18 protein-coding genes are annotated in these 20888 nt (G+C 41.2%); 9 read left to right on the forward strand and 9 right to left on the reverse strand.

Features of this window, described 5'->3' with window-relative positions:
• Positions 1-13 precede the first annotated feature (13 nt).
• A complete protein-coding gene (locus AC4CU2_RS06860; RefSeq protein ID WP_490768501.1) occupies positions 14-1651 on the reverse strand; it encodes a long-chain-fatty-acid--CoA ligase in 1638 nt (545 codons plus the stop codon).
• 603 nt (positions 1652-2254) lie between these two features.
• On the opposite strand from AC4CU2_RS06860, the gene AC4CU2_RS06865 reads away from it, so the two are divergent.
• A complete protein-coding gene (locus tag AC4CU2_RS06865; RefSeq protein ID WP_078390266.1) occupies positions 2255-2491 on the forward strand; it encodes a hypothetical protein in 237 nt (78 codons plus the stop codon).
• Between the two features lie 67 nt (positions 2492-2558).
• On the opposite strand, the gene bioB is transcribed toward AC4CU2_RS06865, so the two are convergent.
• Both bioB and queG read right to left on the reverse strand, forming a co-directional pair.
• The gene (bioB, locus tag AC4CU2_RS06870; RefSeq protein WP_004981788.1) at positions 2559-3548 is read right to left on the reverse strand and encodes a biotin synthase BioB; all 990 of its coding nucleotides are present in this window, start codon (positions 3546-3548) and stop codon (positions 2559-2561) included.
• Positions 3549-3849: 301 nt separating this feature from the next.
• On the reverse strand, positions 3850-4944 hold the full coding sequence (queG, locus tag AC4CU2_RS06875; RefSeq protein ID WP_490768502.1) for a tRNA epoxyqueuosine(34) reductase QueG: 1095 nt from the start codon (positions 4942-4944) through the stop codon (positions 3850-3852).
• A gap of 22 nt (positions 4945-4966) precedes the next feature.
• Between queG and AC4CU2_RS06880 the strand changes: the two genes are divergently transcribed.
• Positions 4967-6436 (forward strand): NAD(P)H-hydrate dehydratase, encoded by a 1470-nt coding sequence (locus tag AC4CU2_RS06880; protein WP_490768503.1) that lies wholly within the window; start codon positions 4967-4969, stop codon positions 6434-6436.
• The gene (locus AC4CU2_RS06885) at positions 6433-6711 is read left to right on the forward strand and encodes an acylphosphatase (RefSeq protein WP_490768504.1); all 279 of its coding nucleotides are present in this window, start codon (positions 6433-6435) and stop codon (positions 6709-6711) included. The genes AC4CU2_RS06880 and AC4CU2_RS06885 overlap by 4 nt, the downstream gene beginning before the upstream one ends.
• 12 nt (positions 6712-6723) lie before the next feature.
• On the opposite strand, the gene AC4CU2_RS06890 is transcribed toward AC4CU2_RS06885, so the two are convergent.
• The 4 genes from AC4CU2_RS06890 to AC4CU2_RS06905 all read right to left on the reverse strand — a co-directional run bounded on the left by AC4CU2_RS06890 (position 6724) and on the right by AC4CU2_RS06905 (position 11228).
• On the reverse strand, positions 6724-7749 hold the full coding sequence (locus AC4CU2_RS06890; RefSeq protein WP_490768283.1) for an IS30-like element ISAba125 family transposase: 1026 nt from the start codon (positions 7747-7749) through the stop codon (positions 6724-6726).
• A gap of 119 nt (positions 7750-7868) precedes the next feature.
• The gene (slyD, locus tag AC4CU2_RS06895; protein WP_004696728.1) at positions 7869-8351 is read right to left on the reverse strand and encodes a peptidylprolyl isomerase; all 483 of its coding nucleotides are present in this window, start codon (positions 8349-8351) and stop codon (positions 7869-7871) included.
• 139 nt (positions 8352-8490) lie between these two features.
• Positions 8491-9792, reverse strand: a complete 1302-nt coding sequence (locus AC4CU2_RS06900) for an NAD(P)/FAD-dependent oxidoreductase (RefSeq protein WP_333640122.1) — start codon at positions 9790-9792, stop codon at positions 8491-8493.
• A 125-nt stretch (positions 9793-9917) separates the two neighbouring features.
• Positions 9918-11228 carry a D-alanyl-D-alanine carboxypeptidase PBP6B gene (locus AC4CU2_RS06905; protein WP_419282386.1) on the reverse strand — a complete coding sequence of 437 codons (1311 nt, stop codon included), beginning with the start codon at positions 11226-11228 and terminating at the stop codon, positions 9918-9920.
• A 179-nt stretch (positions 11229-11407) separates the two neighbouring features.
• Between AC4CU2_RS06905 and AC4CU2_RS06910 the strand changes: the two genes are divergently transcribed.
• Entirely contained in the window at positions 11408-13111 is a 1704-nt protein-coding gene (locus tag AC4CU2_RS06910; protein ID WP_490768505.1) for a M61 family metallopeptidase, read from the forward strand.
• Positions 13112-13192: 81 nt separating this feature from the next.
• Here AC4CU2_RS06910 and uraH read toward each other — a convergent pair whose 3' ends face one another.
• Positions 13193-13591, reverse strand: a complete 399-nt coding sequence (uraH, locus tag AC4CU2_RS06915) for a hydroxyisourate hydrolase (RefSeq protein ID WP_279678268.1) — start codon at positions 13589-13591, stop codon at positions 13193-13195.
• Between the two features lie 514 nt (positions 13592-14105).
• Here uraH and AC4CU2_RS06920 point away from each other — a divergent pair.
• Both AC4CU2_RS06920 and AC4CU2_RS06925 read left to right on the forward strand, forming a co-directional pair.
• Positions 14106-16337, forward strand: a complete 2232-nt coding sequence (locus AC4CU2_RS06920) for an NADP-dependent isocitrate dehydrogenase (protein ID WP_490768506.1) — start codon at positions 14106-14108, stop codon at positions 16335-16337.
• A 151-nt stretch (positions 16338-16488) separates the two neighbouring features.
• Entirely contained in the window at positions 16489-17232 is a 744-nt protein-coding gene (locus AC4CU2_RS06925; protein WP_234963783.1) for a hypothetical protein, read from the forward strand.
• Positions 17233-17267: 35 nt separating this feature from the next.
• On the opposite strand, the gene AC4CU2_RS06930 is transcribed toward AC4CU2_RS06925, so the two are convergent.
• Positions 17268-18056 carry a pseudouridine synthase gene (locus tag AC4CU2_RS06930; RefSeq protein WP_279744228.1) on the reverse strand — a complete coding sequence of 263 codons (789 nt, stop codon included), beginning with the start codon at positions 18054-18056 and terminating at the stop codon, positions 17268-17270.
• Positions 18057-18253: 197 nt separating this feature from the next.
• On the opposite strand from AC4CU2_RS06930, the gene icd reads away from it, so the two are divergent.
• From icd to AC4CU2_RS06945, 3 genes are all read left to right on the forward strand, one after another.
• Positions 18254-19507, forward strand: coding sequence for an NADP-dependent isocitrate dehydrogenase (icd, locus tag AC4CU2_RS06935; protein ID WP_201706564.1), 1254 nt, complete (start codon positions 18254-18256; stop codon positions 19505-19507).
• A gap of 283 nt (positions 19508-19790) precedes the next feature.
• Positions 19791-19964 (forward strand): hypothetical protein, encoded by a 174-nt coding sequence (locus tag AC4CU2_RS06940; protein ID WP_004696738.1) that lies wholly within the window; start codon positions 19791-19793, stop codon positions 19962-19964.
• Positions 19965-20314: 350 nt separating this feature from the next.
• Positions 20315-20866, forward strand: a complete 552-nt coding sequence (locus tag AC4CU2_RS06945; protein ID WP_279745894.1) for a M23 family metallopeptidase — start codon at positions 20315-20317, stop codon at positions 20864-20866.
• Positions 20867-20888 lie beyond the last annotated feature (22 nt).

The following is a 20888-nucleotide window of genomic DNA, read 5'->3' on the forward strand; positions in this document are numbered from 1 at the left end:
ATTTTAAACAACGTTAAACAGGATTTTGTTCCAGTAGTACTTGGCCATATTGAGCACGGAGTTCACGTTTTAGCATTTTACCCGTACCGCTCAGTGGAATACTGTCGACAAAGATCACACGGTCAGGGATCTGCCATTTCGCAATTTTGTCCGTATAGTAGTCTAAGACACCTTGTTCAGTGACCGTGCTATCGGGTTTCTTCACAGCGATGACAATAGGACGCTCATCCCATTTTGGATGTTCAGCTGCAATAACGGCTGCCATAAGAATGTCTGAATGTCCCATCGCCAGGTTTTCAAGTTCAACCGATGAAATCCATTCGCCGCCAGACTTAATTAAATCTTTAGAGCGGTCACTGATGCATAAGAAGCCGTCTTCATCTAAGGTTGCAATATCACCTGTGTCAAACCAGCCATCGGTCGTGAGTGCGGATTCATCTTTACCAAAGTAACTGTCAATAATCCAGTGCCCTTTAATTTGTAGATTTCCAATTTGTTCACCATCGCGGGCAATTTCATGGCTGCCTTTTTCTTCATCGGTAAGACGTAAATCTACGCCAAAAGGCGGACGGCCTTGAGAAAGACGTAGCTTGAAACGCTCTTGTTCAGAGAGCCGTTGATGTTTGGCTTTAAGTTGGTTGGCAGAACCGAGTGGACTGGTTTCGGTCATGCCCCATGCATGGATGGTGTCACAGTTATATTCATTTTTAAAGGCTGTTAACATGGATGGTGGACATGCAGAACCCCCGACTACGTTACGATTCATACTTGCCAGTTGGCTGCCTGTTTGTTTGGCTGCTGCCAGTAAACCTTGCCAAATGGTTGGTACACCCAAAGCCACAGTGACTTTATACGTATCAATCATGTTCACTAAACTTGGCCCATCTAAGCCTGGCCCTGGCAATACAACGGTACAACCGACCATAGCGGCTGCATAAGGTGTACCCCAAGCATTAACATGGAACATGGGCACTACAGGCAACATAATGTCATTTGCAGACAGATTAAGAGAATCGGGTAGGCTGATGGCAAAACTATGCAAAATGGTAGAGCGGTGGCTATATAGTACGCCTTTTGGATTTCCCGTTGTGCCTGAGGTATAGCACAAAGAACTTGCTGTTTGCTCATCAAAGCTTGGCCAAGTGAACTGTTCAGACTCTTTGCTGACCAAGTCATCATAAAATTTCACATCGGCAATTTTTTCTGTAATAGCGTCATCTGCAGCATCTAAACAAATAAAGTGCTCTACATGGGGTAAATGGGCTTTTACTGCAGCAATAAGTGGCGCAAAGGTTTTATCAAATAACACCACGCGGTCTTGGGCATCATTGATAATAAAAATCAGTTGTTCTGGAAATAAACGTGGGTTGATAGTATGGCAAATATAACCACTGCCAGAGATCGCATACCAAGATTCTAGGTGACGATGGTTGTTCCATGCGATGGTCGCCACGCGGTCACTTTGCGAAAGCCCTAAATCTTTGAGTACATTGGCAAATCGCTTAGAATTGGCTGCGACATTGGCCCAGTTGGTTTCAGTGATACTGCCGTCTGTATTTTTAGAAATAATGGCTGTATCCGCATGGTAGCGTTCTGCGTGATCAATAAGATTGCTAATTAATAGCGGTTGAAACATCATACGTCCAAGCATGTATAAATATCCTTATCGTTGCTTTTTTATCAAACTCTTTATTGGTTGCTCGAAACATCTGTTTTGAGCATTGATTGTATTTTTATCCTAGCTTGATCCAAATTTAAATCAAGCATTGTTTCATTCTCAGCCGCATTTTTAAAAGCGATGTGAAGCAGAACAATAAGTAAATAAAAAGCATCATTTAAAAAAGTAAATGACCATTTATCACTTTATGATGTTATTTGACAAAAGGCACTTGAAATTTATAAAAAGTATGTTTAAAACTGTGTATAGCTCATGAGATATGAGTTGTGGGTATTTCAGGAAGATATACCTATTTTAAGAAGTGAATTTTTAAAAAATCATTTACAGGAGTTAAAAATGCTTCAGTTGTTTAAAAAATTATTTTGCATCCACGTTTATGAATATGAACAAATGACTGAAATAGGAGAGCATATGGAATGCCGAAAGTGCGGTGATTCTAAAACTGACTAATCATCTTAAGGAAAAGTGAGCGTAGGCTCACTTTTTAATGCCTGTATTTTTTTATGGCTTAGTTCGACTGAATTGACGCAGAACGGCTTACAATAGCTGAATAACAGTGTTTAGCGTATACAGATAATGACTAAAAATTTTCAAGCACAGACTTATATTGTCGATGATAATCTGAGTGATACCTTAAGCTGGTTGTGTCAGCATCAAGAGTGTTTTGATTCTTTTCACTATGACGCGATTTGCCAAACCTTAACGGTACGCCATGCCAATGGTGAAGATGAGATCTTCCAAGGTGATTATCTGAATGCCAGTTATGGTATTTTAATTACTGCACATAATTTTGCTCAGTCGCCTGAAGGTTAAATAGATAGACATTAAAAAAGCCCCATACTGAATAAGGGGCTTTTTTGTGTTTAGCAAATCTTGGGAATTAGCTTGCCATGGCATCTAGGCTAAGGTCTGCCACTGTTGGTTTTGGCTTTTCTGCCACTAAACCTAATTTGGTGAACAGTTGACGATCTTTACCTTCGCCTGCATTTGGCGTGGTCAGTAGTTTCTCACCTGAGAACAACGAATTTGCACCCGCCATAAATGCAAGTGCTTGGTCTGAGTCAGAAAGTGCTTCACGACCTGCAGATAGGCGGATATAGCTGTGCGGCATGATAATGCGCGCAACTGCAATGGTACGAATCCATTCCGTCACATCGAGTTTTTCAACATCTGCCAGTGGCGTGCCTTCAATTGGAACCAACATGTTGATTGGCACAGATTCTGGGTGAATTGGCATGGTTGCAAGCTCTTGCAATAAACCAATACGGTCTTCTTTCTTTTCACCTAGACCAACAATACCACCGCTACACACTTTCATACCTGCTTGACGGACATATTCTAAGGTATTTAAACGGTCGTCAAAGGTACGTGTACTAATAATATGTGAATAATACTCGCGTGAAGTGTCGAGGTTATGGTTGTAATAATCTAAACCTGCATCTTTTAAACGTCCAGCTTGAGACTCATTCAGCATCCCTAAAGTCATGCAAGTCTCTAAACCAAGAGCTTTCACTTCTTTAACCATTTCTAGTACATAAGGCATGTCACGTTCATGTGGGTTACGCCAAGCTGCACCCATACAAAAACGAGATGAGCCTGAGGCTAAAGCTTCTTTGGCTTCTGAAATAACTTTGTCTACAGCAATTCGCTTTTCAGCTTCAAGTTTTGAGTCATAACGTGCTGACTGAGAACAATACTTACAGTCTTCAGGACATTTTCCTGTTTTAATCGACAATAAAGTGCTGACTTGAATGGTATTGGCTTGGAAATGTTGGCGATGTACGGTCTGCGCTTGAAAGACGAGATCAAGAAAAGGCTGATCATACAAAGCTTCGATTTCTTCACGCGTCCAATCATTGCGTAGGTTCATAATGGCGATCCATTTTTAATTCTAACTTGTATACATCATACATTTAACGTGCCAACTTAAAAGGCATTATTGCTCAGTTTTAATAGTATCTCCCGATTATGTTTTTAATTTTATCTTTTTATGAGATTGTAAAAATAGTTGCAAAGTTGAGCGATTTTTCGGAAATTTGGCCGCAAAATTCTATTTATTTAGATTTTGAGTTACACTGAAAATGCAGCTAAATAGATAAAATAAATAAAATTATGCAAGCAAATGGCTATTTGATTGAACTTTGATTGATTGAGTCTGTTTGAAGTAAGTATTAGTGCTTTTTCATCAGTTGCTCTTTGGTGGCCCAGTCAATATGGACTTGCACAATATCGTTAAGCTCTGGGCGAGAAGCTTGTAATTGCTGCAATATTTCATCTGAAAATGGTGCATTACCTAGACCAATCGCGACGTTACGCATAAAGCTTTGGTAGCCTGTACGACGTAGGGGACTCCCTTCTGTATTTGCCATAAAGGTGTTTTCATCCCATTGCCAAAGGTCAATTAGTTGAATGTCATCCAAGCCATGACGCGGGTTAAAATCATCAATTGGTGTGGTTTTGGCAAAGCTATTCCACGGGCAAATGAGCTGGCAGTCATCGCAACCAAACACACGGTTACCAATACCGCGGCGTAGTTCTTCTGGAATAATGCCTTGAAACTCAATAGTTAAATAGGCAATGCATTTACGCGCATCTAATAAATAAGGCTCAACAATGGCTTGGGTCGGGCAAATATCAATACATGCGCTACATGAACCACAGTGTTTGGTGGTGGCTTGGTCAAAAGGTAGCTCTAAAGAGGTAAAGAGTTCGCCTAAGACAAAAAATGAGCCTGATGTTTTATGAATGAGTAAGGTGTGTTTACCGACCCAGCCCATGCCCGCATTTTCAGCCAATGATTTTTCAAAAATGGGTGCTGAGTCTGCAAATGGGCGAGATTCAAAATCACCAACTTTGGCTTTGATTTTCTGAAAAAGGGTCTTTAAACGCCCACGCATGACTTTGTGATAGTCACGTCCGCGTGCATAACGCGCAATGATGGCGCTATTTGGTGCAAAAGGCACAAGACGTGGTTCAGGAACGGCAACTAAATAATCCATACGCACACAAATAATGCTTTTGGTGCCCGGAACAAGCAGTGTTGGATCTGCGCGTTTTTCTAAGTTTTCAGCAAGAAAATGCATGTCACCATGATAACCAAGTTCTAAATATTTTTTAAAACGCGGCAATTCAGCTTGAGCATCTGGTTTGGCGATGACACAATCAGAAAACCCCAAAGCCAGTGCTTCAGCTTTAATCCAAGCCTTAAGCTGCTCTGGATCATATTGATCTACAGGGATTTTTGAGGAAGATGTGGATGTTGTCATAACCAAGAACAAAGGAAAAATCATGCATCAGCAAGTGTACCACAGCAGCGAGATTCAAGCATGGGAAGCGCGTTGGTTCGCGCAGCAAAATAGTGCTTATGGGTTGATGCAACAAGTCGCATGGGCAACAACTGAACAGATGCTGCCTAGGCTTAAACAGCAGCAGGTCAAAAGCGTTGCGGTGTGTTGTGGTCAAGGCAACAATGCAGGTGATGGTTACTTGATTGCATCGTATCTAGCCGCGCAAGGTTATGACGTTGAAATTTATGCAGCTGCTTTGGGAGAGTCTACTTCACTGCAACAAGCACATGCAGCAGCTGTGCAACAGGGGATAATGATTCATACCGGTTTTACTTTTCAACATTCATATGATGCCTATATTGATGCTTTGTTTGGCATTGGGTTAAACCGTGAACTGAGTTCAGACTGGCAAGCGGTCATTCGACAGATCAATAGACAAACAGGCTTAAAAATTGCCGTTGATATTCCAAGTGGTTTACAGGCCAACACGGGCCAAGCTTTACCTTGTGCAGTTATCGCCGATTATACTTTTACGGCTCTCGGCCTAAAGGTAGGTTTATTTACTGGACAGGGTAAAGCATTTTCAGGAGAGGTCACGCTTATTTCGCTACTTCCTGTAGACAGTGCTTTAAAACCTTTGGCTTCACTTGCTCCACAGCATGTGCAGCTTGTACCGCGTCAAGCCTTTGGACATAAAGGAAGTTATGGGCATGTACTGGTGATTGGGGGGCATGCACAGATGGGTGGTGCGGTGATATTAGCCGCAGAAGCAGCCTTTCATACGGGTGCAGGCAAGGTGACGGTGGTGTGTGATGCAAAACACCATACTGCGATTTTAGCCCGTGCACCGAATATTATGCTGCGTGATATTAACCAAATGTCCATACAAGAGCGTGAAGCGTTGGTGGCACATGTGGATGCAATCAGTTTTGGTATGGGCTTGGGAAGAGACTCGTGGGCTCAGCAGCAGTTTGATGCATGGTTTCCACTCATTCAAACCAGTGCTTTGCAGTTGGTATTAGATGCAGATGCTTTATGGTTTTTGGCTGAGAAGCCAGTAAAGCTTGGCAAACAGGTGTACGCAACACCGCATCCTGGCGAGGCAGCGACTTTGCTCGGTATTAGTACCTCAGCGGTGGAGTCTGACCGCATTGCCGCGATTTATGCTTTACAAAAAAAATATGCAGGACAATGGGTGCTGAAAGGTTCAGGAAGCTTGATTTTAGATACGCAACTCTGGATTTGTACCGCAGGTAATCCGGGGATGGGGACAGGTGGAATGGGTGATGTATTGGCAGGCATGATTGCCAGTTTAAAAGCACAGTTGCAAGATGACATTGCGTTACATCAAATTGTGATCTTGCATGCCCAAGCAGGTGACCTTTTGGCTCAGCAAGGTGAACGTGGTTTACAAGCGCAGCAAATGAGTCAGGCTATTTATACGGTCGTGAACCGAGAGCATACGGTATGAAAGCAGTAAAACTGACCATATCGGGAAAAGTTCAGGGTGTTGGATATCGACGCTGGTTTGCACAATATGCTGTTGCTTTAGGTTTAAAAGGTTATGTACAGAGTCTGGCTTCAGGTGCAGTTGAAGCGTTGCTTTTGGGTCATGATGGTGTGGTTGCCGAACTGGTGAATCGCGCTAAAGTCGGGCCAACTCATGCGGTAGTCACGGATGTGGTCATCGTAGAACTGGCTTCAGAACAGCAAAAATTTACAGATTTTCAAATACGTCGCGAATGACTAAGGGCGAATTCAAACATGAGGTGCGACAGTTTCAAAAGCCTTATGATAATCAACAAGCTGAGCAAATTTCTCTAATGGTGTAAGCCAATCTAACGCTTTTCTAGGGCGAGTATTCAGTGACATGGCAACTTGATTTAAATAATGCTGATCTGCCTGGTTTAAATCAATCCCTTTAGGTAAATATTGCCTAATTAAACCATTCATATTTTCGCATGTGCCTTTCTGCCATGGCGAATGTGGGTCACAGAAATATACATCTATGCCTAAATCTTCTTCGAGGATTTTATGTTCTGACATCTCACGTCCACGGTCATAGGTCAATGTTTTACGCAGTTCTGCGGGTAAATATTTCAGAGCTTCAGTTAAAGCCTTGCGCACTGATTCTGCCTTTGCATCAGGTAATGTTGCCAAGATACAGAGCCGTGTTTTTCGTTCAATAAGTGTTGCTATCGAACTTTTATTGTCTTTACCTTTAATTAAATCGGCTTCCCAATGACCCGGTATTTTTCTTTCTTGAACTTCGGTTGGGCGCTCATGAATAGTTTTAATATCCTGTAATATAGAATCTTTTTTAGGTTCACCGTTAGCTTTTCGCTTTTTATTTTCATGTCGCAGACAGGATAGTAAGTCTTTTTTCAGCTCACCCTTTGGTAATGCTCGTATCGTTGAATAAATCGTTGTATGGCTTACATTCATTGTTTGATCCAAATCAGGAAATCTCTTTAAACGCTTTGCTATTTGCTGAGGAGACCATAAACAACGGATCGCTTCAACAATAAATTTCCAGAGGATTGAATCGATTTTGAGTTTTATGTGACCACGTCTACGTCTAGCGAAGGTGTTATCAGAAGCATATTGAGCTTGATAAACGTCATTGATGCTATTTCTTTTAAGCTCACGATAGATCGTACTAGGATGTCTTTTAATGAGTTCAGCAAATTTTCTGGCTGAAAAGCCTTCTTTTCTTGACTCAAGCATTAATGCAGTACGATCTTCAAAGTTAAGATGATGGTATGACAATTTTATATACTCCATAAACTCTTTAAATTAATTAGGTGGTTTATGTCGCACTTCAAGTTTTACTCTGCCAAGTATTCAAAAATAAAAAAAGGGCGAAAGTTTAACTTTCGCCCTTTTTTCTAAGATGTTAAATCTTAGTGGTGGTGACCACCAGCACCGTGCGCATGGCCGTGCTGTAATTCTTCTTCAGTTGCATCGCGGATTTCTACGATTTCAACTTCGAAAGTTAAGTCTTGACCAGCAAGTGGGAAGTTCGCATCAACAATTACGTTTTCGCCTTCAACTGCTTTTACAGTTACGATTTGAACGCCATCATCAGTTTGAGCTTGGAACTGCATACCCGCTTGGATGTTGTCTACGCCTTGGAACATTTGCGCTGGAACTTCTTGAACGAGTTCAGGGTTGTATTCGCCATAACCTTCAGCAGCAGGAACAGTAACAGTGAATTTTTCACCTACAGTTTTGCCTAGCAATGCATTTTCTAAACCTGGGATGATGTTACCTGCGCCGTGCAAATATGCAAGTGGTTCACCTTGTGATTGGTCTAGCGTTTCGCCTTCAGCGTTAGTCAATTTGTAGTTGAAAGAAACCACGTGATCATTTGCGATAGCAGTCATGTTTTTCGTCCATTCATTTAGAATTTAAGGGGTATATCATAAAGTGAAAAGCAGCTTTTGTAGACTAAATTTAGCAAAAAAACTGCATTTTCCACGTTCTTATGGCGTTTTTTTATTAGTGGGGACGCATTTTTAGATTTCAATGCAATTTTATTTTCGGACCGACTTTTTTATTCATCAGGTCTTTTGCAGTCATCAGCCCAGCTTGGGTATAGCCATGTAAGGTGGCCTGATGGAGTCGATATAAAGAAACATACATGGTTTTTGCCAGCACGCCTTGCACATTGACTTGGCCCAGTAGCTCGCCCACAGCTTTATATTGACTTAGGGAAACCAAAGAGCCTTTGTCAGAAAATTTAAACATCGGCAAAGACTGACCACGAATGCGCGCTTTGAGCGCTCGAACCAAAAAGGCAGCTTGTTGGCTGGCCACTTGAGCGCGTGGGCCAAGGACTGGTTCATCGGCCGCAGGCTGGCAGTGGGCGCAATCACCAAAGGCAAAAATGTTGGGGTCGGAACGGGTTTGCAAAGTCGCATAGACTTTAAGACGTCCAATCGCATCTTTTTCAAAGCTTTCAAGCGCATTTAAAACGACAGGTGCTTTGATGCCTGCCGCCCAGACTTTTAGATCGGCATCGATTTGTGAGCCGTCAGCAAAATAGACATGGTCTTTATCTAACTTGGCAACACGGTGATGGGTGAGGACTTCAACGCCAAGTTTTTCCAATTGGGTATGTGTGTGATTTGCCATTTTGGTGGATAGGGCGGGAAGAATACGATCCGCTGCCTCAATCAAGGTCACTTTGACTTTATTTGGGTCAATTTTATTGAGACCGTATTTAAAAAAGGTACTTTTCGCATGGACCAATTCGGCAGCAAGCTCGACTCCTGTGGCACCTGCACCAATAATCGCAATATTGAGTGCGCGTGTTTCGGGACGGTTTTGTGCATCTAAATACAAATGTAGAAGGTCTTGCTGGAAAATTTCAGCTTGCTGGCGACTGTCGAGGAAATGGCAGTAATGTTTAGCGCCTTCGGTCGCAAAGTCGTTAGAGGTCGAACCGACTGCTAGGACTAAGGTGTCGTAGTTGAGTTCAAACTGCGTGGTTTCCGTGCTTTGTTTGGCATATTGGCGTGCTTCAAGTTTTACTTGTTTATGTTCTTGATCTAAGCCAACAAAACGACCCAAAACAAACTCATAATGATGTTTAGAAGCATGTGCAAAATAATTAATTTCTTCAACACTTGGGTTGAGTGTACCTGCCGCGATTTCGTGGAGTAAGGGTTTCCAGATGTGAGTGAGGTTTTGATCGACGAGGGTGATTTTCACCCACTTGGATTTTGCGAAGCTGTCACCGAGTTGCGTTGCTAACTCTAGACCACCAGCACCACCGCCAATAATAACAATATGGTGTGGCACTTGTTCTGTTTGTACAGCCATATGAAGCAACCTATTTATTATTAAAAAAAAGAAGATGACATTGAATATGCCATCTTCTTGATTTATTGATAATTAGATTGTCTTACAAGTTACATAAAGTATAAAACTCGGTATACTGCTCGAACTTAACCGAGTGTATAGGTTTTTACTTTAGGTTCATCGCTTGATAAAAATGGAAACAAGCTTTTGAACCAAAACATTAGACGCTGGAAAATATTGGCTTCTTCAATTTGTACATCTTCTTCAATGGTAAACGTTTGAATGAGCTGATTGTTTTGATAGACCTGCACTTTCGCCAGTTGCATCACTTCAGCCAGCGGAGCGGTCAGCTTGTTTTGCAACACTTCAATATTGAAATGCGTTTTTGTGGACTCTAATGGATCAATGCGTTGAATAGTACCATTGCCTGTATTGAGCATAATGCGTTGGTTGGTCTGGTCAAAGGCATGTAAGTCAATGGCATATGGTTGATCGTACAGTGATGTAGTCACAATTTTCGGTTGCTTACTTTCCACTTTGAACATTTTCAATGTCGATTTAACTACAGGCAGTTCAGCAATAATTTGCTTATCTTTCAGCGCAACTTCGTTACGAGTATAGGTATAAGACAAATTCATGAGGTTGTGTGCAACTTCAGCACGCTTAGCTGCACTTTCTGTACCCAAAACGATGACCACCAAGCGACGGTTTGGATTGTCTGGATTCATGGTCGGGCGGTTTGCTGTCAGTGCTAAGTTATATCCCGCTGCTTTGGTATAACCTGTTTTTAAGCCATCTACTGTCGGGTCTTGTTTTAACAGAATATTGGTTGCACGGTGAAAGCGTTGGTTATAGCTAAAACTTTGCTGTTTTGAATAGTGTAAATAGTCTGGTGTTTCATTCACCAAGGCTTGGCCTAATAGCGCTAAATCATGTGCAGTTGAATAGTGCTCTGGCATGGTGATACCCGCAGGGTTTTGGAAATGCGTTTCAGTCATTCCCAGTGCTTTGGCTTCTTGGTTCATTCGTGCAACAAAGTTTGGAATATCACCAGAGATGCGTTCCGCTAAAGTCACTGCTGCGTCGTTGGCAGACATGACCACTAAACCCGCTAAAAGCTGATCCACAGAAATCTGTTCACCTTGTTTTAAGTACATTTGGGACTCATCCCACATCACCGTACTGACCACAGGTGTTGCGGTAAGAATTTCGCTCTTATTGAGCTTCCCTGCATTAATTTCTTTGAGTGCAATATAAGCCACCATCATTTTGGTGAGCGAAGCGGGCGCACGTTGAACATGACTATTATGCTCTGCAATGACTTGCCCCGATTGGCTGTCAAAAACTGTCCAAGCTTGAGCTTCAACTGTTTCAGGAACAATGTTGAGCAATGCCGCTTGAGTGAAACTTGAACATAAGGCGAAGAGTGTAGCGATGAAGTAGATGACAGCTTTCAATGAAATTCCCTAACCAAGCCATTCCGTGACTTTTAAACTTAAAACAGCTGCAAATGCTATGCCTTTTTTACTTCAATGACCAGTCAAAAATGCAGACAAATGTGACTGTGACGCAAAACTGGCGTAAATAATGCTAAGCTAAGTTATAACTCATTTCATTTTATTTTGTATCGCCCATTATGTTGCATTATCAGATCGAATTTGACGATTATCGTCAACACCTTATACACGTGACTTTACGTTTTGTAGCAGACCCAACACAGGTACTTTCATTACCGACTTGGATTCCGGGTAGTTACCTCATTCGCGAGTTTTCAAAGCATATAGAGTCGGTTCGTGCTTATGATGAAGAAGGGCGTTTATTAGAAATTCAAAAATTTGAAAAGAATAAATGGCGTCTTTTTAATACTGACCATGAATTGATTACGGTTGAGTATGATGTCTATGCCTACGATCTGTCGGTGCGCGGTGCGTATGTAGATCAAAACCGTTTATATGTAAACCCTGCATGTGCTTGCTTAGGTTTGGAGGGTCAAGAGGACAAAGCAGTTGAAGTTGAATTGTTCCTTCCTGATGAGCTAAAACACTTCCAATTGGCCACCGGTATGGCTTCAAAAAGCCTCGTTAAAGGTCGTTTTACTTTAAAAGCCAAAAACTATGCCGAGCTAATTGATGCACCATTTGAGTTGGCAGAACAGACTCGTTTTGGTTTTGAAGCCAATGGCATCCCACATGAGTTTGTGGTGTCAGGTAAACATGCCATGAATGCTGCACGTATGCAGCAAGACATTGAAAAAATCTGTGCAACAGAAATTTCAATGTTCGGCTCAGCACCATTTTTAAACTACACCTTTATGACGATGGCAACAGCAAATAGTTATGGTGGTTTGGAGCATCCAAATTCAACCAGCTTGATTAGTCCACGTGAAGACTTACCAAAAGCCAATGAGCCTGAAGAGCCGTCTGAAGACTATCAACGCTTCTTAGGTTTATGTAGTCATGAATACTTCCACTCATGGTTGGTCAAATTCATTCGTCCTGAAAACTTTGTCAATTATGATCTCAACAAAGAAGGCTATACCTCTTTGCTTTGGATTTTTGAAGGTTTCACGTCTTATTATGATGACCTGATTTTGCTGCGTAGTGGTGTGATTTCCCAAGCCTCATATATCAAACTACTCAAAACTCAGATTGATCGATATTTGCAAAATCCGGGTCGTTTTGTTCAGTCTGTGTCTGAGTCTAGCTTTGATGCATGGGTGAAATTTTACCGTCAGGATGAAAACTCGAACAATGCAGGCACCAGCTATTACAACAAAGGCTGTTTGGTTGCACTATGCTTAGACTTAGGTTTGCGCTTACGTGGTTCAAGTCTAGATGCACTTATGCATAAACTTTATGAGAACGCGCTAAAGGGCATACAAGTACATGAGCGTACGATTGTTGAGTTGTGTAATGAGCTGACAGGTGATAACTGGATTGAGCAAATCAATCACTTAATTAACACCACAGATGAGTTACCGCTGGATCAACTTTTCCCTGAGTTTGGTTTAAGTTATAGCCTGAAAAATGATAAGTCATTACCGTTAGGTTTAAAGCTTGTAGAAAAGCCAGAAGGTGTATTGGTGCAAAGCGCACGTCGTGATGGCGCTGCGGCTCAAGCTGGCCTTTCTGCCCATGATGTGATCATTGCGATTGATGGTCTCAAAGCAACGGTGAAACTGATAGAAAAGTATGCCAAGCAAGAAGGTATATATAGCATTTTGGCATTCCGCCGTGATGAGTTGATGAGCTTTGACGTAAAAGCTTCTGGCTCAGAGCTGACTGAAGTTGAATTGAAAGTTGAAGACCAAGCAAAAGCAGAGAAGTGGTTCAAGGCTTAATCCCTAAGCCACTTTATTTGATTCTGTACAGACAAAAACCGATGCCTAGACATCGGTTTTTTTATGCGCTTATTTATTGCATTAACTACCACGGTAAGTGGAATAGCCATATTGGCTAATTAACAGAGGAATATGGTAATGATCTAATGAGCCATCAATTACAAATACCACGGGCACTTCTGGAAAGAATGAGCGCTGATTTTTTTGGCGAAACCAATCACCCGTTTTAAAGGTAACTTTGTATACACCTTTTTGTAAGGTCGTATCTTTGGGATATAAATCATTGATTCGACCTTGGTCATCGGTCGTACTTGAGCTGATTTCTGTCCATTTATCATTTTGTTGGGCTTCAAGTGTCACTTTGACATTGGCAGAAGGGAGACCATTTTCCAAATTCAGCACATGGACGCTCAATGGATTTTGAGCAAAACACCAAGAAGAAAAACCAAGTCCAATGAGCGAAAGCAGCATTTTTAGCATTGAATTGACCCTTACCGTTGCAGGAAAAAGATTCAGTTTAACCAACCCTATAAAAAACATAGGTTTAAAAATGTAAAAATGGAGGAGTACGAGTACATGGTTTATTTATCAATATTTAAGCTGCGGCATGTTGGATTGCTTTGCCGATTTAAATTTAGTGCTGAAAAAAGTCATTCTGATGCATGTAGGGCTATAAGACTATAAAAAGGATTTGAAGACTGTATTATGTGAAAAGTATCTGATGTTCTCGTTTAAATGAGGTAAATAACACATTTCGCTAAAAAATTTGTTTATTTGCTAAGCAAAAGCTAAAGCCTTGTGGAAAGACGTGATTTTGAAAAACGAAGGCTGTAGTGGTATTTTCTGGCGAAATGTCGTTATCACTGGATATTACGTTGACTGTAAAGCCCTGAGGGACGATACTTTCAGGGTTTTATTCAAGCACATCGGTTCGCAGGGGTTGAGCCAAAAGCTCATCACCCTAAAAAACTCAATCTAACGCAAGGGGCTATATATGGCTGGTGGAAAGTCAACCATCATTTACACACTGACCGACGAGGCGCCATTGCTAGCGACTTATTCGCTACTGCCGATCATTGAGACCTTTACTAAACCTGCTGGTGTAGAGATCGTTAAAACTGATATCTCTGTTGCCGCACGTGTTCTCGCAGAATTCTCTGAATACCTAAAAGAAGAGCAAAAAGTCCCAGACAATCTTGCAGAACTAGGTCGTCTTACCCAAGATCCAGATACTAATATCATTAAACTCCCGAATATTAGTGCCTCTGTTGCTCAGTTAACAGCATGTATCAAAGAGCTTCAATCAAAAGGCTACGCGATTCCTGACTATCCTGAAAACCCAACCACTGAAGACGAAAAAGCGCTTAAAGCACGCTATGGCAAATGTCTTGGTTCAGCTGTAAACCCTGTATTGCGTGAAGGTAACTCTGACCGTCGTGCACCAGCTGCAGTGAAAAACTATGCGAAAAAACACCCGCACTCTATGAGCGAGTGGAAGCAATGGTCTCAAACTCACGTTTCTCACATGGATGAAGGCGACTTCTACCATGGTGAAAAATCGATGACTTTAGACCGTGCACGTAATGTGAAAATGGAACTCATCACCAAGTCTGGTGAAACGATTGTTCTGAAGTCAAAAGTTGCACTTCAAGACGGCGAAATCATCGACTCAATGTTCATGAGCAAGAAAGCGCTTTGCGATTTCTATGAAAAAGAACTTGATGATTGTAAAGAAGCGGGCATTTTGTTCTCTTTACACGTTAAAGCAACCATGATGAAAGTTTCACACCCGATCGTTTTCGGTCACTGTGTGAAAATTTACTACAAAGATGCTTTTGAAAAACACGGTAAATTGTTCGATGAGCTAGGCATTAACGTAAACAATGGTATGGCTGGTCTTTATGAGAAGATCGCAACTTTACCGACATCTTTACGTGAAGAAATCATCGAAGACTTACACGCTTGCCAAGAACACCGTCCTGCACTTGCAATGGTTGATTCGGCGAAAGGCATCACAAACTTTCATTCACCAAACGACGTAATTGTAGATGCTTCAATGCCTGCAATGATTCGTGGTGGCGGTAAAATGTGGGGCGCTGACGGCAAACCTTATGACTGTAAAGCAGTAATGCCTGAGTCAACTTTTGCGCGTATCTACCAAGAAATGATCAATTTCTGTAAGTGGAATGGTAACTTTGACCCACGTACGATGGGTACTGTGCCTAACGTTGGTTTGATGGCGCAAAAAGCTGAAGAATACGGTTCGCACGACAAAACTTTCGAAATGTCTGAAGCGGGTGTTGCAAACATCACTGACCTAGAAACTGGCGAAGTGTTAATGACTCAAAATGTTGAGGAAGGCGACATCTGGCGTATGTGTCAGGTGAAAGATGCACCGATTCAAGATTGGGTAAAACTTGCAGTAAACCGTGCTCGTAACTCGGGTATACCAGCAATCTTCTGGTTAGACCCATACCGTCCGCACGAAAATGAAGTGATCAAGAAAGTACAAAAATACTTGAAAGACCACGACACTGCTGGTTTAGATATTCAGATCATGTCTCAAGTACGTGCAATGCGTTATACACTTGAACGTGTAGCGCGTGGCCTAGATACGATTTCTGTAACGGGTAACATCCTACGTGACTACCTGACTGACTTGTTCCCAATTATGGAACTTGGTACTTCAGCGAAAATGTTGTCTATCGTTCCGTTAATGGCGGGCGGTGGTATGTACGAAACTGGTGCGGGTGGTTCAGCGCCTAAACACGTACAACAGCTTGTTGAAGAAAACCACTTACGTTGGGATTCTTTAGGTGAGTTCTTGGCGCTTGCTGTTTCTTTAGAAGAGCTAGGCATTAAAGAAGATAACGCTCAGGCGAAACTTCTGGCGAAGACTTTAGACCAAGCGACTGGAAAATTACTTGATAACGACAAGTCTCCATCACGTCGTACTGGCGAGTTAGATAACCGTGGCAGCCACTTCTATTTAGCGAAGTTCTGGGCTGAAGCGCTTACTGCACAAGATGAAGATGCTGATTTGAAAGCGAAGTTTGCTCCACTTGCGAAAGCACTTGCTGAAAACGAAGACAAGATCATTGCTGAACTTGCACAAGTTCAAGGTCAAGCTGCTGACATCGGTGGTTACTATGCTGTAGATACAGCTAAAGTAAATGCTGTAATGCGTCCAAGCGAGACTTTGAACGCTGCACTTGAAGTGATCTAAGCCAAAACTAAATCGGTAAATTTACCGATGAAGTGAAAAAGCCGATGCATATGCATCGGCTTTTTTTAATAGTATTTTATGCTTTATATTAAAAAAATCAGATATTTGTTATAACTATAATTTAATAATGCTTTAGTGATTTAATTGAGAGATGAATAAAAAGAGTTTAGTTTTTGGGGTAATAGTTACTTTGATTTGGTTTCTAGGAATTTATGGTTTTACTCAAAGTAATGGCTATAGCTTGCCAATTGAATTAAATGCTTTGGGTGATTTTCTTGCTGGTATTTTTGCACCTGTTGCTTTCTTCTGGTTAATTCTAGGGTATGTTCAGCAAGGTAAGCAGTTAGATCAAAATACGAAAGCTCTAGAACAACAAGAAAAGGTGTTGCAACTTCAGATTGAAGAGATGAAAGAGAGTGTTCAACAGCAAACAGAACTTGTTAATATCCAAAAGAAGCAATATGAAGAGCAACAGAACCTACTGGAACCACGCTTTATTATTTCTGATGCTGAGGTATTTAATGTATTAGGCAGAGAAGTTGAAAGGAATTCTGAAAATAAACATTTATTAAATTCTAATGAAAATGTATTGGTTAGAATTACTTTTAATTTAATAAATTTTGGCGAAGAAATTTTTGATTTGAAAATAAAAGAAAATGGTAAGAAATTGATAGTGGTAAAAGTTGATCATATCGCAAGAGGAAATATTCAAAGTATTGATTTTGATTTAGCGGATTTACAGATTGATGTATTAAATCGTGAACAGGAATTATTCGTTGAGCTTGATATGGGATTTATTTGTAAGAATGGCAAAAATTTAGACAAAGAACTTAAATTGTTAATCTATAAACGTAATGAATTACAGTTTGGTGCAGAATTTTTTCTGAAAAAATAAAGCCCACTTTCGTGGGCTTTAAAATACTTAATTTTTTAACGACCATTACGTCCGCGACCACGTGGAGCTTTCGTATTAGGACGTGTTGTACCATTGGTTTTACGCTTTGGTTTCTCACTATCATCCATTTGCCAAATACGCTTTGTACCTGACTTTTTCACAGAACCATCTTTGTTCTTACGAACCATAGGCTTACCACCTGTACCACCCGGTTTTTTCACATAAGAGCGTGAACGGTAAGGTTCTTCCGCAGGAATGTTTTGAAAGTCAGGGTATAAAAGTGGTTCGATTTCTTTGGATTCACCTGGTTGTAAACCCATTTGAACCAAATCAATTGCACCAATTTTAGTACGGATTAAACGTAAAGTAGGAAAACCTACAGCAGCAGTCATACGACGTACTTGACGGTTACGGCCTTCACAAATTGAAATTTCGACCCAAGAAGTCGGCACAGACGTACGGAAACGTACAGGAGGATCACGATCCCATAACCACTCAGGTTGTTCAACTTTAGATGCTTCGGCAGGTAAAGTCATACCATCTTTCAGTTCCACGCCTTTACGCAACTGCTCAAGGGCTTCTTCAGTTACATCACCATCGACCTGAACCAAATACGTTTTAAATTTTTTATTGGCAGGGTTGGTGATGTATTGGTTCAAACCACCATGATCGGTTAAAAATACCAAGCCTTCAGAGTCCATATCCAAACGACCAGCCAAGCGCAAAGTAGAGTCGCTGACAAAGTCAGACATCGTCATATGTGCTTCATCTTTACGGAACTGGGAGAGGACGTCATAGGGCTTATTCAGGATGACGATTTTCATAGTCAATAACTTCTGTAATTACATAAAATAAGAAATATCAAGATTTATTTAATAGAGAAATGTAGTTATTTCTCGTATAAATCTCAAAAACAGCGGAATTCGATTAAGCTATTATGCGATAAGAAGAGTGGAAAGTATTGTCTATCGGCAATTATTTTTTAAATTTGCCAATTATAATAAAAGGGAGCGCCTGCAAAATGGGTTATCAGAAGATCATCGTTCCTGCGGATGGTAGTAAAATTACCGTAAACGCAGATTTATCATTAAATGTTCCAAATCAACCGATTATTCCTTTTATTGAAGGCGATGGTATTGGTGTTGACATTACACCAGCCATGAAAACTGTAGTGGATGCTGCAGTACAAAAAGCATATGGTGGTAAACGCTCGATTGAGTGGATGGAAGTCTACTGCGGTGAAAAAGCCAATAAAATTTATGGCTCTTATATGCCAGAAGAAACTTTTGATGCGCTACGCGAGTTTGTGGTTTCAATTAAAGGCCCTTTAACTACACCTGTTGGTGGGGGGATTCGCTCTTTGAATGTGGCGCTACGCCAAGAATTAGATTTGTACGTCTGTGTACGCCCCGTACGTTGGTTTGAAGGGGTACCATCACCTGTTCAGCATCCTGAACTGACCGATATGGTTATTTTCCGTGAAAACTCAGAAGATATTTATGCAGGAATCGAGTGGAAAGCCGACTCTCCTGAAGCGAAGAAAGTGATTAAGTTCCTCAAAGAAGAAATGGGCGTGACTAAAATCCGCTTTGAAGATAACTGTGGTATTGGGATTAAGCCTGTATCGAAAGAGGGAACGCAGCGTCTTGTGCGTAAAGCGATTCAATTTGCGATTGATAATGATAAGCCGAGTGTGACCTTGGTTCACAAAGGCAATATCATGAAATATACCGAAGGGGCGTTTAAAGAGTGGGGCTATGAGCTTGCGATGGACCGTTTCGGTGGTGAGCTCATTGATGGCGGGCCATGGGTAAAAATTAAAAACCCAAAAAATGGTAAAGACATTATCATTAAAGATGTGATTGCCGATGCATTCTTGCAGCAGATTTTAATGCGTCCTGCGGACTATTCAGTGATTGCGACTTTAAACCTGAATGGCGACTATATTTCTGATGCACTGGCTGCTGAAGTTGGAGGGATTGGTATTGCGCCGGGTGCGAATATTGGTGGGGCGATTTCTGTTTATGAAGCCACGCATGGAACAGCACCAAAATATGCCGGGCAAGATAAAGTCAACCCAGGCTCCATTATTCTTTCTGCTGAAATGATGTTACGAGATATGGGCTGGATAGAGGCGGCAGATTTGATCATTAAGGGGATTTCAGGGGCAATTGAGGCGAAAACAGTCACTTATGATTTTGAACGATTAATGCCGAATGCAACCTTATTGCGTTGTTCAGAGTTTGGTGAGGCTATTATTGCGAATATGGAATAAACTTTAAGCTGAATCGGTAGAAACCCGCACATGCTGTGGGTTTTCTTTTGTTGTGTTGAAAATAGGCCTGGAAATATATTTGCAATGTAAAACTAGGTTAAAGGATTCGTGCTTTCAGTGAGTATAGGTAAGGTTAAATAAAACGGAGAGTTGATTCTTAACCACAATTTATATATGTAATTACAATGAAGTACTTTGATACAGCTTATAGCTTGGGTTTTTAGCTGAGTGATGTATGGTGGTCTTTGTCGAATGTTACGGCAGATGATAAAGGAGTAGTCTCATGGCTAATCAACAAAATCAACAGCAGAACAATCAGCAGCAACGTCAACAACAACCAAATCAACCGCAAGAACAACCAGACCAGCAACAACAGCAACAACAACCCAAACCAAATCAAGGCCAGCAAAAACAGCCGAATCAAAACCAACCGAACCCAGATCAGCAACAACGCTAGGCGTATTGCTATTTCATGAACGAATGTTAAAGGCATTTCAAGGAAGAATCGATCAAAGGGCGTTGAACCAAAGGAGGACCCTATGTCGAATAATGTTGTGAAAACATTAAAACAGAAGATCAAAGCACGTTTAAAAAAAATCTCTAAGCATCAGTCTAAGCTGAAAGCCTTAGAGAAAAAACTGAAGAAGCGTAAGTAGTTTTACGTGGTTTATTTGAAGCAAAGCCCTCATTTTATATGAGGGCTTTGCCGTTACATATATAAGATATCTTTCAATATATGAGGCATTTAGTATGAAAAGGTAACTTTACCTTATTTTAATATCTAAAAATTAGCTGAGTAGTTGAATCATGCCTCGTTTAGTTCTGAGTGGAGCTATTTTAAGTATAAGTCTGCTGATGAGTGGATGTCAGCCACCCGTTTCGGGTGAAGCAGCAGGTTTGAGTTATCCATATTTATATTGGCAGTTATATAAGACGCCTTTAGAGAAAAACTTAAATGTGCCTGTACAAGGTGTAAGTCATAAGCACATACAGGACACTTGGGGGGCTGCACGTGGTCAGGGCCGAACACATCAAGGTATTGATATCTTTGCTAAACGTGGTACACCTGTCTTAAGTGCTACATCAGGCATTGTTTTGGATGTCGGCCTCAATAGTTTAGGTGGACAAGTGGTATGGGTAATGGGACCAAACTTAAGCCGTCACTACTATGCACATTTAGATGCTTATGCACCTGATATTCAAACGGGTGATTGGGTTGAAGTGGGAGAAGTGTTGGGCTATGTCGGGAACACTGGCAATGCCAAGAACACGCCACCACATTTGCACTATGGAATTTATAGGACTGGAAAAGGAGCTGTGAATCCTTATCCGTATTTAACTTTAAATGCGTTGAAATAACAGAGCTTTGATCTACCGCTGT

The organism is Acinetobacter sp. 797_lipA (assembly GCF_058243025.1).

Bases quoted from the DNA above. Each gene is read 5' to 3' on its own strand.
- AC4CU2_RS06860 (WP_490768501.1), bottom strand. From the start codon at position 1,651: ATGCTTGGACGTATGATGTTTCAACCGCTATTAATTAGCAATCTTATT.
- AC4CU2_RS06865 (WP_078390266.1), top strand. From the start codon at position 2,255: ATGACTAAAAATTTTCAAGCACAGACTTATATTGTCGATGATAATCTG.
- bioB (WP_004981788.1), bottom strand. From the start codon at position 3,548: ATGAACCTACGCAATGATTGGACGCGTGAAGAAATCGAAGCTTTGTAT.
- queG (WP_490768502.1), bottom strand. From the start codon at position 4,944: ATGACAACATCCACATCTTCCTCAAAAATCCCTGTAGATCAATATGAT.
- AC4CU2_RS06880 (WP_490768503.1), top strand. From the start codon at position 4,967: ATGCATCAGCAAGTGTACCACAGCAGCGAGATTCAAGCATGGGAAGCG.
- AC4CU2_RS06885 (WP_490768504.1), top strand. From the start codon at position 6,433: ATGAAAGCAGTAAAACTGACCATATCGGGAAAAGTTCAGGGTGTTGGA.
- AC4CU2_RS06890 (WP_490768283.1), bottom strand. From the start codon at position 7,749: ATGGAGTATATAAAATTGTCATACCATCATCTTAACTTTGAAGATCGT.
- slyD (WP_004696728.1), bottom strand. From the start codon at position 8,351: ATGACTGCTATCGCAAATGATCACGTGGTTTCTTTCAACTACAAATTG.
- AC4CU2_RS06900 (WP_333640122.1), bottom strand. From the start codon at position 9,792: ATGGCTGTACAAACAGAACAAGTGCCACACCATATTGTTATTATTGGC.
- AC4CU2_RS06910 (WP_490768505.1), top strand. From the start codon at position 11,408: ATGTTGCATTATCAGATCGAATTTGACGATTATCGTCAACACCTTATA.
- uraH (WP_279678268.1), bottom strand. From the start codon at position 13,591: ATGCTAAAAATGCTGCTTTCGCTCATTGGACTTGGTTTTTCTTCTTGG.
- AC4CU2_RS06920 (WP_490768506.1), top strand. From the start codon at position 14,106: ATGGCTGGTGGAAAGTCAACCATCATTTACACACTGACCGACGAGGCG.
- AC4CU2_RS06925 (WP_234963783.1), top strand. From the start codon at position 16,489: ATGAATAAAAAGAGTTTAGTTTTTGGGGTAATAGTTACTTTGATTTGG.
- AC4CU2_RS06930 (WP_279744228.1), bottom strand. From the start codon at position 18,056: ATGAAAATCGTCATCCTGAATAAGCCCTATGACGTCCTCTCCCAGTTC.
- icd (WP_201706564.1), top strand. From the start codon at position 18,254: ATGGGTTATCAGAAGATCATCGTTCCTGCGGATGGTAGTAAAATTACC.
- AC4CU2_RS06940 (WP_004696738.1), top strand. From the start codon at position 19,791: ATGGCTAATCAACAAAATCAACAGCAGAACAATCAGCAGCAACGTCAA.
- AC4CU2_RS06945 (WP_279745894.1), top strand. From the start codon at position 20,315: ATGCCTCGTTTAGTTCTGAGTGGAGCTATTTTAAGTATAAGTCTGCTG.